This window comes from Pandoraea sp. NPDC087047 (genome assembly GCF_044745225.1).
Taxonomy (GTDB): domain Bacteria; phylum Pseudomonadota; class Gammaproteobacteria; order Burkholderiales; family Burkholderiaceae; genus Pandoraea.
In genome coordinates this window covers 23,214-38,978 of sequence record NZ_JBIUZU010000010.1, presented here as the reverse complement: position 1 = coordinate 38,978, position 15,765 = coordinate 23,214, and the positions used below count along the sequence as shown (strand labels likewise).

Annotated in this window: 13 protein-coding genes and 1 pseudogene; 4 read left to right on the top strand and 10 right to left on the bottom strand. The window is 63.2% G+C overall.

The features are described 5' to 3' along the window. Window positions 1-95: 95 nt before the first annotated feature. The 4 genes and pseudogenes from ACIPHM_RS19275 to pilQ form a co-directional block, all read right to left on the bottom strand. Window positions 96-1,232 (bottom strand): deoxyguanosinetriphosphate triphosphohydrolase, encoded by a 1,137-nt coding sequence (locus tag ACIPHM_RS19275; protein WP_400331609.1) that lies wholly within the window; start codon window positions 1,230-1,232, stop codon window positions 96-98. A gap of 16 nt (window positions 1,233-1,248) precedes the next feature. Further along, window positions 1,249-2,325 (bottom strand): 3-dehydroquinate synthase, encoded by a 1,077-nt coding sequence (gene aroB / locus ACIPHM_RS19270; RefSeq protein ID WP_400331606.1) that lies wholly within the window; start codon window positions 2,323-2,325, stop codon window positions 1,249-1,251. Window positions 2,326-2,651: 326 nt separating this feature from the next. Continuing rightward, window positions 2,652-3,170: pseudogene (locus ACIPHM_RS19265) on the bottom strand (shikimate kinase); the annotation flags it as partial. Then, the gene (pilQ, locus tag ACIPHM_RS19260; RefSeq protein WP_400331603.1) at window positions 3,076-5,637 is read right to left on the bottom strand and encodes a type IV pilus secretin PilQ; all 2,562 of its coding nucleotides are present in this window, start codon (window positions 5,635-5,637) and stop codon (window positions 3,076-3,078) included. The pseudogene ACIPHM_RS19265 and the gene pilQ, both read right to left, overlap by 95 nt. On the opposite strand from pilQ, the gene ACIPHM_RS19255 reads away from it, so the two are divergent. Further along, window positions 5,618-5,806 carry a hypothetical protein gene (locus tag ACIPHM_RS19255; protein ID WP_400331600.1) on the top strand — a complete coding sequence of 63 codons (189 nt, stop codon included), beginning with the start codon at window positions 5,618-5,620 and terminating at the stop codon, window positions 5,804-5,806. The two genes, pilQ and ACIPHM_RS19255, sit on opposite strands and share 20 nt — an antisense overlap. Before the next feature lie 33 nt (window positions 5,807-5,839). On the opposite strand, the gene ACIPHM_RS19250 is transcribed toward ACIPHM_RS19255, so the two are convergent. Together ACIPHM_RS19250 and ACIPHM_RS19245 are read right to left on the bottom strand one after the other, a co-directional pair. Beyond that, the gene (locus tag ACIPHM_RS19250; RefSeq protein ID WP_400331597.1) at window positions 5,840-6,394 is read right to left on the bottom strand and encodes a PilN domain-containing protein; all 555 of its coding nucleotides are present in this window, start codon (window positions 6,392-6,394) and stop codon (window positions 5,840-5,842) included. A gap of 107 nt (window positions 6,395-6,501) precedes the next feature. Further along, a complete protein-coding gene (locus ACIPHM_RS19245) occupies window positions 6,502-7,485 on the bottom strand; it encodes a hypothetical protein (protein WP_400331594.1) in 984 nt (327 codons plus the stop codon). A 352-nt stretch (window positions 7,486-7,837) separates the two neighbouring features. Here ACIPHM_RS19245 and ACIPHM_RS19240 point away from each other — a divergent pair, with 352 nt between their 5' ends. Then, on the top strand, window positions 7,838-10,297 hold the full coding sequence (locus tag ACIPHM_RS19240; RefSeq protein ID WP_400331591.1) for a penicillin-binding protein 1A: 2,460 nt from the start codon (window positions 7,838-7,840) through the stop codon (window positions 10,295-10,297). Between the two features lie 341 nt (window positions 10,298-10,638). Here ACIPHM_RS19240 and cyaY read toward each other — a convergent pair whose 3' ends face one another. Beyond that, complete coding sequence (gene cyaY, locus ACIPHM_RS19235) at window positions 10,639-10,971, bottom strand: iron donor protein CyaY (protein ID WP_400331588.1); 333 nt, start codon at window positions 10,969-10,971, stop codon at window positions 10,639-10,641. Between the two features lie 57 nt (window positions 10,972-11,028). Here cyaY and ACIPHM_RS19230 point away from each other — a divergent pair, with 57 nt between their 5' ends. Further along, window positions 11,029-11,256, top strand: coding sequence for a lipoprotein (locus tag ACIPHM_RS19230; protein WP_400331585.1), 228 nt, complete (start codon window positions 11,029-11,031; stop codon window positions 11,254-11,256). Between the two features lie 127 nt (window positions 11,257-11,383). Further along, window positions 11,384-12,649 (top strand): diaminopimelate decarboxylase, encoded by a 1,266-nt coding sequence (lysA, locus tag ACIPHM_RS19225; RefSeq protein ID WP_400331582.1) that lies wholly within the window; start codon window positions 11,384-11,386, stop codon window positions 12,647-12,649. Here lysA and msrQ read toward each other — a convergent pair. The 3 genes from msrQ to ccsB all read right to left on the bottom strand — a co-directional run bounded on the left by msrQ (window position 12,580) and on the right by ccsB (window position 15,756). Then, entirely contained in the window at window positions 12,580-13,365 is a 786-nt protein-coding gene (gene msrQ / locus ACIPHM_RS19220) for a protein-methionine-sulfoxide reductase heme-binding subunit MsrQ (protein ID WP_400331580.1), read from the bottom strand. The genes lysA and msrQ overlap by 70 nt on opposite strands. Before the next feature lie 11 nt (window positions 13,366-13,376). After that, window positions 13,377-14,378 (bottom strand): protein-methionine-sulfoxide reductase catalytic subunit MsrP, encoded by a 1,002-nt coding sequence (gene msrP, locus ACIPHM_RS19215; protein ID WP_400331577.1) that lies wholly within the window; start codon window positions 14,376-14,378, stop codon window positions 13,377-13,379. A 193-nt stretch (window positions 14,379-14,571) separates the two neighbouring features. Further along, the gene (gene ccsB, locus ACIPHM_RS19210; protein WP_400331574.1) at window positions 14,572-15,756 is read right to left on the bottom strand and encodes a c-type cytochrome biogenesis protein CcsB; all 1,185 of its coding nucleotides are present in this window, start codon (window positions 15,754-15,756) and stop codon (window positions 14,572-14,574) included. Between the last annotated feature and the right edge of the window lie 9 nt (window positions 15,757-15,765).

Below are 15,765 nucleotides of genomic sequence, written 5' to 3'. Positions count from 1 at the left end.
TGCACAATGAACTCAGCCGGCGAATGCCGGCTGTTTTCCTTTGTGCCTGTCCGGTTTCGCTGCATCGGCAGGCTCGAACGTCGGGCGCCTCTCACTCAGAGCGTCGGCTCGACGCTGAACAATCTGCGGTATTCCTTGATCGCGTAACGATCCGTCATCCCTGCCACGTAGTGCGCAATCCAGCGAGGCTGATCTTCGGGATTCTCCGGCCGGTAATTCGGCGGCAATAGCCTCGGCTCGGTGAGAAAAGCCTCGAACAATTCCTTCACGATCCGCTGCGCCTTCGCGGCCATCCGCATCACGAGATAGTGCCGGTAGAGGTTATCGAACAGGAATCGCTTGAGACTTCCCGCCTGCTCGCGCATCTCGGCGCTGAACGCGACCAGCGGTCCCGAGGCACGCACGTCATCCATGGAGAACGGCGAGGCGTCTGCCACGCGTTGGCGTGTGGTCGCGATCAAATCGACAATCAGCGCATTGATGATGCGGCGTGTCGTTTCGTGCACCAGCCGACGCCCTGAAATGTCCGGCCAATCGAGCTTTGCTTCGGTGCAGAAGCGCCGCCAGAGTGGCACTTCGTCCAGTTGTTCGAGCGTCAGCAGACCGGAGCGCACGCCGTCGTCGATATCGTGATTGTTGTAGGCGATCTCGTCCGCCAGATTAGCGATCTGCGCCTCGATGCCCGGCTGCCGTCCCTGGAGGAATCGCTCCCCGAGCTCGCCGAGTCCGCGTGCATTCGCGCGCGAGCAATGCTTGAGAATGCCTTCGCGTGTCTCGAAGCAAAGGTTCAGCCCGTTGAAACCGCCGTAATGCTCTTCGAGCTCGTCGACAACGATCAGGCTCTGCAAATTGTGCTCGAACCCACCGTAATTCTGCATGCAGGCATTGAGCGCGTCCTGTCCGGCGTGGCCGAAAGGCGTATGCCCGAGATCGTGTGCCAGCGCGATAGCTTCGACGAGATCCTCGTTCACGCGCAGATTGCGCGCAATCGACCGGCCGATCTGGGCCACTTCGAGACTATGTGTCAGGCGCGTACGAAACAAGTCGCCTTCGTGGTTCACGAAGACTTGCGTCTTGTACTCGAGACGGCGAAATGCCGTCGAATGGATGATGCGGTCGCGATCACGCTGAAACTCGGTGCGCGTGGTAGGCGCAGCTTCCTCGAACCGCCGTCCGCGTGACGCGCCGGAGCGTGCCGCGTATGGGGCAAGCGATGCTTCGTAATCGATCATCGCCAGCCCTCCTTACTCAGATGTTGGCGCGCAACGTGGCGCGAAGCTCGGCGTCAGGCACGCTCGTCATGAACGCCTGCCCCAACCGGTTGAGCAGCACGAAGCGGATGTCCCCGCCTTCGGCTTTCTTGTCGACGCGCATCAAATCGATATAGCGATCTTCGCCGAGATCCGGCCCGGTCACGGGCAATTTGGCGGCGGCAACCAATGCCTTGATTCGCGGCACAAGTGCCTCATCGATGAATCCCAGACGGGCCGACAGATCGGCGGCCATCACCATGCCGCAACCCACCGCCTCGCCGTGCAACCATTCGCCATAACCGAGACCCGCCTCGATGGCATGACCGAATGTGTGGCCGAAATTGAGCGTGGCACGCAGACCTTGCTCACGCTCGTCGCTGGCCACCACTTGCGCCTTGATCTCGCACGAACGTTGCACGGCGTACGTGAGGGCTGCGGTGTCGCGGGCATTCAAGGCGTCGATATTGGCTTCGATCCAGTCGAAGTATTTCTCGTCGGCAATTGCGCCATGCTTGATCACTTCCGCCATCCCGGCCGCCAATTCGCGCTCGGGCAAGGTGGACAGCGTACCCATGTCGGCCAGCACGGCGCTCGGCTGCCAGAACGCACCGATCATGTTCTTGCCAAGCGGGTGATTGATGCCCGTCTTGCCGCCCACGGACGAGTCGACCTGCGCGAGCAGCGTCGTCGGCACTTGCACGAAAGGGACACCGCGCATGTAGCAGGCGGCTGCAAACCCGGTCATATCGCCCACGACACCGCCGCCCAGGGCGATCAACGTGGCTTTGCGGTCTGCCTGTGCACCGAGCAGTTCGTCGAAGATCAGATTGAGCGTTTGCCAGTTCTTGTGCGCTTCGCCATCGGGCAGCACGGCGGTCACGACACGCTTGCCGAGGCGCTGCAACGTTGCCGCGACGCGCTCGGCGTACAGCGGAGCCACCGTCGTGTTCGTCACGATCACAGCGTGCGTGCCACGCACGTGCGGCGCAAACAGGGCTTCCTGCGTCAGCAGTTCAGTGCCGATGTGAATGGGGTAGGCGCGCTCGCCAAGATCGAGTTTCAGGGTAATCATGCCGCTTGTTGGCTTGTTGTCATGTTCAGCGATATCGACTGCTCGACTGGCGTCAGCCGATATCAGCGAGGAAAGGTATCACGGGCGGATGGCAAAGGCTCCGGCGGCGAACCCTCGGCGCCGGCGTGCGGCAAATCGGCTTCGCTCTCATGCGTCAGGTATTCGGCGCCGGCGGCACCTGCGGCGCCTTTCGCACCGTCCGCACCATCTGTACCGCCGGCTTCAGTTGCCTCATTCGGCCCGTCCCGAAGATGCGCGGCGGCACCATCGGCTTGCGCACCTTCGGGAACGTCTGCAGCGTCGGACGCCACACCGGAAATGCCCGGCACGATTCCCGCAACTTCGAGCTGCATGAGGACCATGTTGACGAGTGCATTGACACTCGGCCGACCGGTTTCGATGACGAACGTCGCGCATTCGCGGTAAAGCGCATCGCGCTCCTGATACAACTGCTCGAGACGCGCGCGCGGATCGGCGGTTTGCAGCAACGGACGATTCTTGTCGCGGCGCGTGCGCAGCCAGAGGTCGTGCGGATTGGCGCGCAGATACACAACAGTACCGCGCGACTTGATGTACTCGCGGTTTTCCGCGCGCAACACCGCGCCCCCGCCAGTGGCGAGTACGATTCCGCTGCGTTGGGTGAGTTCGTCAATGGTCTGGGTCTCGCGCTGACGAAAGCCGTCCTCGCCTTCGTGCTCGAAGATGATCGGAATGCGCACGCCCGTGCGCGCCTCGATCTCATGGTCGGAGTCATAGAACTGCCGTCCAAGACGTCGTGCCACTGCGCGTCCAACCGTGGTCTTGCCCGCCCCCATCAGTCCGACAAGTATTACGTTTTCCAGCATAAATCGCTGATATTTGGGTTCCAATCCCTGATGATACCGGGATCTGCGTCGGGCGTGCGGAACGCGTCGCCTCGTGGAACACCCCGATGAGCCGCCGATGCCCAAGCGGCAAGTCGTCCTGCGGGGGCGCCGGACCCGGCTCCAAGGCGGGCGCCCGGACGGGTTCCAACGAGGCGGACGGCCGGGCCGACGCTTCCTCAAGACGCTCGGCAGCCCCCTGCCCTTCGCCTCCGGCGTTGCCTTCCGGCACAACGCTGGGCGTCAGAAACACCAGCAATTCCGTACGACGGTCTTCATTGGCACGATTACGGAAAAGCGCTCCCAGCACCGGTACATCTCCCAGCCACGGCACGCTGGCACGGTTGTCACGCCGTTCTTCCTGATAAATACCGCCGATGGCCACCGTCCCGCCGTTTTCGACCTGCACCTGTGTCTTGACGTGCCGGGTGTCCACCGCGAAGCCCTCAGCCACCGCCTGCCCCACGCTGTCCTTGCGCACATCGACATCCAGAATCACACGACCGTCCGGGGTAATCAACGGCGTGACTTCCAGCCTCAGCGTGGCCTTGCGGAACTGGATGGACGTCACGCTGCGCCGCCCGCTGCGCGTCTGGTAAGGCAATTCCGTACCCTGCTCGATAACGGCCTGAATCTTGTCCGCCGTGACCACACGTGGCCGCGAGACGACCCGGCCTCGCCCGCTGGTCTCCAACGCAGAGAGTTCCAGTTGCAAGAAGCGAGTGGCCGAACGGCCGAACAGGGTGATCGCGAGGCTCGGTGGCGTCACACCGGCCAGCGCCGCCGCGGACAAACCGACGTCGAGTGCACTGCCGGGGCCTCTCGCGTCGCCGACGGCCGGGCCGCTCACGCCAGTCGCGCCTCCGATGCCGCCCTCATCTCTTGTCCCCGGTCGCTTGCCGTCTCCTCGTCCGCCGTCTGCCCGACTGTTGTATCCCGCCAGCCTGACGCCGAGCGACTCGCTGAATCGGTCGTCTGCCTCGACGATACGCGCCTCGATCAGTACCTGCCGCACGGGAACGTCAATCCGCGCGATGAACGACGCGAGCGCTTCGAGCTTCTCGGGCAGGTCGGTCACGAACAATTGATTGGTGCGCGGATCGGCGATCAGACTGCCTCGTGGGGACAACAGCCGCTGCCCCTTGCTGTCCTTTTCGCCAAGAATGATTTCTCTCAACGCCAGTGCACGCGGGTAATTGAGCGTGAAACGACGACCGCTCAACGGCAGCAACGCCTCGCGCTTCGCGGCAGCTTCCAGTTGTGTCTGCTCGTCGGCCAGCAGATCGGCACGTGGCGCAATCCAGTCGACGCCATTCACGGATTGCACGCCGAGACCCGCGCTGCGGATCATAACGTCGAACGCCGTGGCGGCCGAAACGCCCTGAACTTCCATGTCGAGACGCCCACTCACCCGCTCTCCGATCACCACACTGCGGCCGGTCAGACGCGCAAACGCCCGCAACGCATCGGCCGCCTCTACACCGTGGAGTGTCACGTCGACCGTCGGTGCCCGGCCACTTTCACGAACCTTGGCCCGCCCCGGCGGCCCTTCGTTCCAGGTCGCGGTCAGTCCCTGTGCCGAGGTGCGGCGAAGTACAACGTAGCGAAGCCCCGCGCGCATCGACCCAACAGGCCTGGCGTCGTCGACCGGAGCTTGGGTAGCCGATGCGGTCATCGTTACCGCATCTTGCGCGGAGCGACGTGTCAGCGGCGCACGAAAAACATCGATCGTGTCAGCGGGCATGCGCCATTGCGGAGCGGGCTCGGGCAGCACAGGCCAGGTGCGGACGATAGATGCGCTGGACGTATCGAAAACATTGGAAGCATGGGACCCATCGGACGCATCACGCAAATTGTCCTGGCTGGGCAACTCGCCGGCACGCTGCCAGCGATAGGCGGCCACCGTGACTGTGAGCGTCCCTTCGATGTCGCCTGCCTCCGTCATAGCGGAGTCCGCCGAACCGGCACCCATCCGAGGCCCCTGCAACGACAGGTGCTCAACCGTCAGATGACGCGGCACCCTGTCAATCTCGGCAAGCCAGCCAAGTAAGTTCGCCACCGTCCCTCTGACGCGTATCTCGGCGCGCTCGATCTCGACTTCGCCAGACGACGCCGACGGTCCCGGTCGGGCAAATTCCAGCATCAGGCCTGTGCGCAACACCAGGGATTCGAGATCGGCGCGCCATGTGGCGTGCTCCTCCTCGGCCTCGACAGCCTCTTCGGCCACGTTCGCCACCTTCGCCTCGCCGGCATTGGCAGTTGTCGACACGCCTTGCACTGGCGCGCCAGTGTCGTCTCGTTTCCGGGGGGCAGCCATCGGCAGCAAGCGCTGCCACGCGATTGTTTCCGCCTCCGCCTCATGAAGCCGGGTCATGAGCACCGGCAGACGCCGTGCCGCTTCGTTCGCCCGATCCAACGACTGCCGTTCGATGACGAGATCCTTCTGCAACGTCGCCCTCACCGGCAATCCGATCAGCCACCAGATCGACCATGCCAACAAGAGTGCCGCCGACCAGACGAGCGCTGCCAGCCCCCATCTGAGCGCCGGTGCCCACTCGGCCGGTGACACTGACGACCACGTGCGCCACCGCGCGCGCCAACGCGCCGTCATCTCATGAAATATGTCGCGGACATCGTCCGGCGGATGGTTCTCACCGCGCATCGGGTACCTCCTGCGTCTGGCTCACGTCGACATCCGCGTCGACCGCCAACACGGTTGGCGTCGGTGACGGCTTTCGCTCGATGCGTAACGTAAAACGCCGGATGTTCGGTACTGACACCGGCGTCTGCGCGCCGATCCACTGGCGCCTGACACTCTCCGGCACGACGCTCGATTCGACTTCTGCGACTTTTTTCACCCATGGCAACGCCCGCAGCCGTTTCTGCGTCTCGCGCACACGTGATTGCGTTGTCGCGTAGCCCTCGACTTGCAGGTGATCGTCAACGCTTCTCACCAATGTCAGTCGTACACCGTCGGCACAGGCCCGCATGATGTCCAGCATCCGGTGTGCGACCGGGCGTCTGCGCTCGATCAGGGCAACGACTGCCCGGCGGTGTGCGCTCATCTCGGCAAGTTTGCGTCCCGTGATATCGAACGCCGCCGTCTCCTTGATTAACTTTCGGCTTGCTTCGCGTAGCGCCACAAGTTGCGCCCGCGCCTCCCGACGCTCCTGGATGTCCCAGGCAATAGGCACGAGCGCTGCCACGGCGCCGCACACGGCGACGCATATCCAAACACGCCATTGGTGCCGAAAGTCGCTGTGTCGCCGCTGCGCCAGCGTGGGCAAAAAATCGAGCGGCGGGAATTTCATACTCACGCGCATGACACCCCCTGCATCGACATCGCACGCAGCGCAAGCCCGCAAGGCACGGCCAGCGCCGTACGTTGCGCGAACGTCTGGTAATGCGGCCCGGAAGGGTCTGATATCTCGAATCGCTGCAAGGGATCGAAGGGTCCCACGGGGATGCCGCACGCTGCGGCCGTGGTGTCGCAGATCGTGACGAGCCCGCTCGGGCTGGCGCCTTGCGCAGCAACATGGATGGCCAGGGGCGCAACGGGCAATGCTCCCATCAATTCGCGCACGACACTCGCCAGTGCTTCGGGATGGCCACCGACGCCATCGAAGCGCTCCCGGACGTCCGCCACACACACATCCCCATCGAACACCGCCAGATCGAGATTGCGATGATCGATCTGTAACAGCGCCATTGGCATATCCGCCCGCTTGGCGCCCGACTGCGGCGCAAGCGCCGGTTCCCGCCTGGACTCAGGTACCGACGCCCCGTCAGACTCAGGCCGTGCCCATCGAAACGCACGACGTCCGGCCTCATGTGCCGCATCGATGGCGTGCACGCGCAAGCCGGACATCTCCAGCACGGCAACCCGGTCGTCGACCAACGTCGCCTCGCAGGCGTAAAGGCGTAGCCGGTGACTGCCGGGGTCGGCCCACGCAACGCCCACGCGAGTGCGCAAATCGGGATCACCGTCCCCAGGCAGCAGTAGCGCAGCGCGGCGCTCACACCATGCGCGCATCGCACGTGGTGGCAAATCCGACGGATAGTCGATGACCTCGGTTTTGAGCCCATGCGCCGGGAGGGCCAATACGATGGTGTCGTCCCGCAAATCCTGCGCGCTCATGCCTAGCCGCTCCAGCAACTCCTCCAGACGGCGTGCCGCCGCCTCCGGTTTGACGATCAGCGCGCCACGCAGCACGTCGTCCTCAAGGGCAGCCGTCCCATAGGCGTGCAGACGCAATTGCGCACTCGCGGTCCCACGCGTTACGCGAACGAATTGCATGCCGCCAGCGTCAAAATGAATACCGCACCCCCCACCACTCGTGCGTGGCATCGCCGCCGCCAATCGATCTCCCATGTGACGCATTCCGCGCAGGACCGCTTCGATCATGACTTCCTCCCGTCTATCGCCTTGTCGATGTGATCGATGCTAGCGAGGCCGGCACGGCGGCCCAATCGGACAAGTCCGAATCCTTGCGGCATAACGGCAAGCGAGGCGCGCTTTCGGAATTCATGCCGTTTTTTTCTCGGCCGATTCCTATACCCCATAGGCCGAAACTCCGATTTCGGGAGTCTGCCGAGGGGGGTCACAAGTCGTTCGCTATAATCGGCCCATCGTTTTTTCCGGTTCCCCCATGGCAAGCACACCCCAAACCGAGACACCCCGCGACAAGCGCGCGCCGAAACCGCGCCGCTCCATCTGGCTGCGCATCACACTTTGGTTTGCCGGCCTGATCGCTGCGATGGTCGTATGCGGCGCATTGCTCGCGGGGTACATCCTGGTGGTGATGACGCCGCAATTGCCGTCGCTCGACACAATCGTCGACTACCGGCCGAAGATTCCGCTGCGCATCTACACGGCCGACGAAATCCAGATCGGTGAATTCGGAGAGGAGCGCCGGAATCTGGTGCGCTTCGCCGACATTCCCGACGTCATGAAGAAAGCCGTGATCGCCATCGAGGACGACCGCTTCTATCAGCACGGCGGCGTCGATTTCATCGGCATTTTCCGCGCGGGCATCGCCAACTTCGCACGTGGCGGCTCGTCGCAGGGCGCGAGTACGATCACGATGCAGGTCGCGCGTAACTTCTTCCTGTCCAGCGAGAAGACCTACACGCGCAAGATCTACGAAGCCCTGCTCGCCTATAAGATCGAGTCGCGTCTCACCAAGGATCAGATTCTTGAGCTCTACATGAATCAGATCTATCTCGGCGAGCGCGCCTACGGCTTCGCCAGCGCTGCACGCGTCTATTTCGGCAAGGATCTGAAGGACATCACGCTCGCCGAAGCTGCCATGCTCGCCGGGTTGCCGAAGGCACCCTCGGCCTATAACCCGATCGTCAATTACAAGCGCGCTCGCGTGCGTCAGGAATACATTCTGAAGCGGATGTACGACCTGGGGTATGTGTCCAAGGCCGAATACGACCAGGCCATTGCACAGGAAATGGTGGTGCGCGGGCTGGGCAGCGAGTTCAGCGTGCATGCCGGGTATGTGGCCGAAATGGTGCGTCAGCTGCTCTACGCGCAGTTCAAGGACGAGATTTACACGCGCGGTTTCAACGTCTATACGACGATCAACTCGGCCGATCAGGAAGCCGCCTATGAAGCGCTGCGCGCGGGCGTCATGGCTTACGAATTGCGTCACGGCTATCGCGGTCCGGAGGCGAATATCGATTTGCCGTCCGATCAGGACGAACGCGAGCAATTGATCGACGACACACTGGTCGAGCACCCCGACAGCGGCGACATGGTCGCAGCCGTGGTGCTGTCGGCCACGCCGCAGCAAGTCAAGGCGGTGCTCCTGAACGGCGACGATGTCACCGTGACGGGTGACGGTCTGCGCTTTGCCGCAGCCGGACTGAACGCCAAGGCGCAGCCGAAGCAGAAGATCCGTCCGGGTTCGGTGATTCGCGTGACGAAGGACACGAAGGAAAACTGGCGGATCGTGCAGATGCCGGACATCGAAGCGGCGTTCGTGTCGCTCGACCCGCAGAACGGTGCGATTCGCTCGCTGGTCGGCGGCTTCGACTTCAACCGGAACAAGTTCAACCACGTTACGCAGGCATGGCGCCAGCCGGGATCGAGTTTCAAGCCGTTCATCTATTCGGCGGCACTCGAAAAAGGTTTCGCGCCTGCGACGATCATCAACGACGGCCCGCTGTATTTCACGGCGGCGCAGACTGGCGGTCAGCCGTGGGAGCCGAAGAACTACGGTGGCGGGTTCGAAGGGCCGATGCCGATGCGCGTCGCGCTGATGCGTTCGCGCAACCTCGTCTCGATTCGTATTTTGCAGAGCATCACGCCGGGTTACGCCCAAAAGTACATCGGACGGTTCGGCTTCGAAGCGGACAAGCATCCGGCGTATCTGCCGATGGCACTGGGCGCGGGCATGGTCACGCCGTTGCAGATGGCGAGCGCCTATGCGGTGTTCGCGAACGGTGGCTTCCGCGTGAATCCGTTCATCGTGGCGCGCATTACCGACTCGAAAGGCAACGTCATCATGGAAGAGAAGCCTATCGCGGCGGGTGACGAGTCCATTCGTGCCATTCCGGCGCGCAACGCGTTCATCATGAATTCGATGTTGCACGACGTCGCGACCCGCGGCACGGCGGCCAAGACCAATGTGCTCAAGCGCAGCGATCTCGCCGGTAAGACCGGGACGACGAACGATTCGCACGACGCGTGGTTTGCGGGTTATCAGTCGCAATTGGTCGGGGTGGCCTGGATCGGTTTCGATCAGCCGCGCAATCTGGGCGATCGCGAAACCGGCGGCGGTCTGGCATTGCCAATCTGGATCGACTACATGTCGAAGGCGTTGCGTGGCGTGCCGGAGTCGACGCGCGCGGTACCGCCGGGGATTATTCAGGCCAATGGCGACTACTACTACGACGACTATCCGCCGGGACGCGCCGTCAGCACGGTCGGCCTGAGCGCCGATACGACACCGGATGGTTCGGCGGCGCCTGGCCCGTCGGCGGGCGCATTGCCCGGCCAGATGCCCGCGCAACCGAGCCCGCCACAGGCACCGCCACCGGCGCCGGTGGATCGTCAGGAGCGTCAGCGCATCCTGGATATGTTCAATAGCAAGCCCTGATGACACAGCGAACTGGCCCGGTGGGCTCAGGCCGGTTCTGACCTGAGAGTCTGAACCGGCTTCTACAAGCACAAAAGCGGCGCAGCGTCCCAATTACTGGGGCACTGCGCCGCTTTTTTGCTTCGTATGACGGTCGGCCGGCTTGTCTCGGGCTTTCGTCCGCTTTTCACCCCCGCTTTTCCCGAGTTCTCGTCAGGCTCTTCTCAGGCTTTCGCGCAGCGCTCGTCCGGCGGCGGCCAGTGCTCCGCCAGCATACTTTCAGCGCTTTGCGGACCGCTTCCGACGTTTTCCCACGGACCCACGGGTTCTTCGATCCGCCGATCCGTCAGCCCGTCAGCCCGTTACTCAGCCCGAAGCGTCACCGGCTCACCTGCCTGCTGCGACGCGAAGCGCGACAAGGCTTCGAACAGCTCGGAGTCGTCGCGCGTGTCGCGCCATTCATCGCCCTTCAAGCGGAAGTGGAAGCCGCCCGAACGGGCGGCGATCCAGATTTCGCTCATCGGCGTCTGCACGTTGACGATGATTTTGCTGCCGTCGTCGAATTCGAGCGTCAGGACGTTGCCCGTCCGCTCGCAATCGATGTCCACATCGCTATCGTCGACGACCGTCTCGACAGCCGCCTCGACCTGCGCCAGCACTGCCTCGGCGAGCGCCAGGAATTCACTTTCCGTCATGCTAAACTCCACGGTTTGCGTCATCGTTTGCATGCCGCACCACGCGGCGATACCCCCATGACTGCACCTATTCGAACCTGCGCGATTGTAGCGTCGATTGCCCTGTTGAGCGTTTTGGCCGGCTGTGGCCAGGCCGGGCCGCTGTATCTGCCTGCCCGTCCGGCGAAACCGACGCCGCCCCCGGGTGCACCGCTGCCTCCGCCCCCGCGCGTTCCCGAACCGCAGCGCGGACCGTCGGTCGACGTGCCGCCGGCCAACTCGCTGCCCGCACCGAAGCCGGAATAAGCGAGAATTAGCCAGAGTTTCCGAAGTCTGCCGAAATCGAGCGAGATCGGCTGCAAAGACGCCCAGGCCGAAAACCTTCGGTCCGACCGGCGCCCCCAGTTGTCCAGTTGATTACCGAGTTTTTGCGATGTCCGACGCCACCTTCTCCTACCGCGACGACGTACTCCATGCCGAGGGCGTAGCCCTGCCCACGCTCGCCGAGCGTTTCGGCACACCGCTCTACGTCTATTCGAAGGCGGCTCTGACGAGCGCCTATCAGGCCTACGCCAAAGCCTGCGAAGGCCGCAACGCTGCCGTGCACTACGCCGCCAAGGCCAATTCGAACCTCGCCGTGCTCGGCGTGTTCGCCAAGCTCGGCGCCGGCTTCGACATTGTGTCCGCCGGAGAGCTCGCCCGCGTGATCGCGGCGGGCGGCGACCCGAAGCGCGCGGTGTTCTCGGGCGTCGGCAAGCATGCGGACGAAATGCGCTACGCGCTGGAAAAGGGCGTGTTCTGCTTCAATGTGGAATCGCGTCCGGAACTCGATCGCCTCAATGAAGTGGCGGGTCAGGTCGGCAAGCGCGCGCGCGTGTCACTGCGCGTGAATCCGAACGTCGACGCCAAGACGCACCCGTATATCTCCACCGGTCTGCGCGGCAACAAGTTCGGTGTGGCGTATGAGGAAGCCTTCGACGCCTATCGTGCGGCGGCGGCAATGCCGAACCTTGAAGTCGTCGGTATCGACTGCCATATCGGCTCGCAAATCACCGAAATCTCGCCGTATCTCGACGCCATCGACAAGCTCCTCGACCTCGTCGAAAAGCTCGAGACGGCGGGCATCTCGCTGCATCACATCGATGTGGGTGGCGGTCTGGGCATCACGTACACCGACGAAACGCCCCCGAACATCACGGCGTTCGCCATCACGTTGCTCGATCACATTGCCAAGCGCGGCCACGCCCATCGTCAGGTGCTGTTCGAACCGGGCCGCTCGCTGGTCGGCAACGCGGGCGTGCTGCTGACGCGCGTGGAGTTCCTCAAGCATGGCGAGACGAAGAACTTCGCCATCGTCGATGCGGCCATGAACGATCTGGCGCGCCCGGCAATGTACGAGGCCTATCACGGGATCGATCCGGTCGAGCGTCGTTCGGCCGAGGTGGCGACCTATGACGTCGTGGGCCCCGTGTGCGAAAGCGGCGACTGGCTCGGCCGTGACCGCACGTTGGCGATTGCCCCGGGCGATCTGCTGGCGATTCGTTCCGCCGGTGCGTACGGCTTCACGATGAGCTCGAACTACAACACGCGCCCGCGCGCCGCCGAAGTGATGGTCGACGGCAACGAAGCCTATCTCGTGCGCGAGCGCGAGACCGTCGAGTCGCTGTTCGCCGGCGAACGACTGCTGCCCGGCGCCTGAGTTTGCGCCAGGCTTGGCGGCCTGCGTTTCAGGCCGCCAATTGCCCAGATCACACGAGCGCCGAGCAATCCCGTCACCACGATCGCATAGATCGCTGGCTGGGCAAGATCGTTCTTGCCCGCCTTCATCCACCAGTAGTGCAGGATCGCCAGTACGGCAATCGCGTAGATCGCGCGATGCAGCCGTTGCCAGCGACGCCCCCCCAAGCGTCGCACCATTGCATGCGGCGAGGTCAGCGCCAGTGGCACCATCAGCACGAACGCCGCAAATCCCACCGTAATGAACGGACGCTTGCCCGACACGTCGCGCAGGATATCCGCCCAATCGAACCACTGATCCAGCCAGAAATACGTCGCGAAATGCAGCGCGCCGTAGAAAAACGCGAATAGCCCGAGCATGCGGCGCAATCGCGGCAGCCACGGCATGCCTGTCAGGCGGCGCACGGGGGTGATGGCGAGCGTGACGCAGAGCATCACCAGCGTCCACGTGCCCGTCGATCGGGTGATGAACTCGACCGGATTGGCCCCCAACCTGTCCGTCAGCCCGTAGACAACGAGCCGCAGTAACGGCGTGAGCGCGAGCAGAAAGACAACCACTTTGCCCCACGGAAGCCAGCGTTGCGTTGAACGACGGCTGTCTCGCCGGCCAACCGCAGATGCCGGCACGCTGGCTGCGGCGGCGGGTTGGGCGGTCGGTTGGGAAGGAGATGTCGGCACGACGCGTCGGCTCAGAAGAATTTGCGCAGATCCATGCCCTGATACAGGCTGGCGACTTGCTCGCCGTACCCGTTGAACATCAGCGTCTTGCGCTTGGGCGTGAAAATACCACCGTCGCCGATGCGACGCTCGGTCGCCTGACTCCAGCGCGGGTGGTCGACATCGGGATTCACGTTCGAATAGAAACCGTATTCGTCCGACGCGGCGCGATTCCAGCTCGTGAGCGGCATCTTCTCGACGAAACGGATTTTCACGATGGACTTGGCGCTTTTGAACCCGTATTTCCAAGGCACCACCATGCGCACCGGCGCGCCATTCTGATTCGGCAGCACTTCGCCGTACAGGCCGAACGTCAGCAACGAGAGCGGATGCAAGGCTTCGTCCATCCGCAACCCTTCTACGTACGGCCAGCTCAACACCGGATAGGACAGGCCCGGCATCTGCTTCGGATCGGCCAGCGTGACGAACTCCACATACTTCGCGTTACCCGTCGGCTGCACGCGTTTGATGAGTTCGGCCAGCGAGTAGCCGATCCATGGGATCACCATCGACCAGCCTTCCACGCAGCGGTGCCGATAAACGCGCTCTTCCAGCGGCGCGAGTTTGAGTAGCGCATCGAGGTCGTAGACCTTCGGTTGTTTCACCTCACCTTCGATAGCGACCTGCCACGGACGCGGCTTGAGCGTGCCCGCCCGGCGTGCCGGGTCGGACTTGTCGGTGCCGAATTCGTAGAAATTGTTGTAGGTGGTGACGTCCTTGATATCGGTCGGCTTGTCGGTCACGACGTAGCGCGTGTTGCGTGTCGCCGAGAGTTTCGCGAGCCCGGTGCCGGGGCTATCGGCCGCGAAGGCGGCACTTGACGGTAATGCGCCGAGGGCGGCGCCGCCAAGTCCCGTCAATCCGATGCCGGACGCTTGCAAAAAGCGCCGCCGTCCGGTCGCCACTTCGCGTGGCGTGATGCTGCTCGCCGGGATATCCGCCCCGCGCAGACGCGACTTGTTCATGCTCATCATGCCCACCTCTCAACCTGCCAACATTGCCAACTTGCCAAATCCGTCGATAGCGGGTGAGACCCCGTACCCGGATGACGCCGTTCCCATCGTCATGTCGCGGGAAATCATACGACACGACGAAAAAAAGCCGCCGGCACCTGAGCGCGGCGGCTTTCCTGAGCCTCTTCAAACGGATCCGAGCGGACGTCTCGCGTCAGAGTTGCCCATAGCTGTGAAGTCCCGAAAGGAACATGTTCACCCCCAGGAACGCAAACGTCGTGATCAGCAGCCCCGTCAGCGACCACCACGCTGCCACCACCCCGCGCAAGCCCTTCATGAGACGCATGTGCAGCCACGCCGCGTAATTCAGCCAGACGATCAGCGCCCACGTCTCCTTCGGATCCCAGCTCCAGTAGCCGCCCCAGGCATCAGCCGCCCACAGGGCACCGAGAATCGTGGCGATCGTGAAGAACGCGAAGCCGACGGCAATGGCCTTGTACATCACGTCGTCAAGCAATTCGAGTGACGGCAAACGTGACGAGAAGAACCCGCTGTCGAGCGGTTTGCCGTTCGCGGCCAATCGCTTGTTCTCGCCCGACTTGAGCAGATATGCCACCGAGACCATCGCAGCGAGGGCGAAAGTGCCGTAGCCGATGAAGTTAGCCGGCACGTGGATCTTCATCCACCAGCTCTGCAACGCCGGCACCAGCGGCTGAATTTCATAAGCGCTGCGCGCCACGCTGTACCAGAGGTTGAAACCGACGGCCGCGCTGATCACGAGCAGCACGAACGGCCCGAGCGAACGCGTTTCGTAGTGTTGCTCGTAGTACAGGTAGAACAGCGAGGTAATCAGGCAGAAGAGTACGAACACTTCGTACAGGTTCGAGATCGGGATGTGGCCGACGTCTGCACCGACCAGATACGACTCGTACCAGCGCACCATCATGCCCGTGAAGCCGAGCAACACTGCCGCCCAGCACAGCGACGATCCGACGCTCGCCCCGAACGGCGAACGGGCGAGCAGGCCGCCCCAGTAAAAGAGCGTCGACAGGAAGAACAGCGCGCTCATCCACAGGATGGCCGACTGACTCGAGAGGAAGTACTTGAGAAAGAACGCCTGATCGGCGCGCGCCAGATCGTGGTGATACAGCCCGATGCCCGAGATCGCGAGAATCGCGATCCCCGCCATCAGCCAGCGCACCGCACGCCAGTGCCAGCCGAGCAACGCAAAGGTCGGCACGCTGAGCACCAGAATCGTGTGCTCGTAATAATCCATGTAATGGCCGTAGCGGCTGAGCGCGAAGGCCGCCCCCATCGCCAGCGCCAGCGCGAACAGCCAGTCGCCGATGCTCCGGCGGCGCAGCCACGAGACTTCTGAATAGCCTTGCGATAACTCCATCTGTCTCAC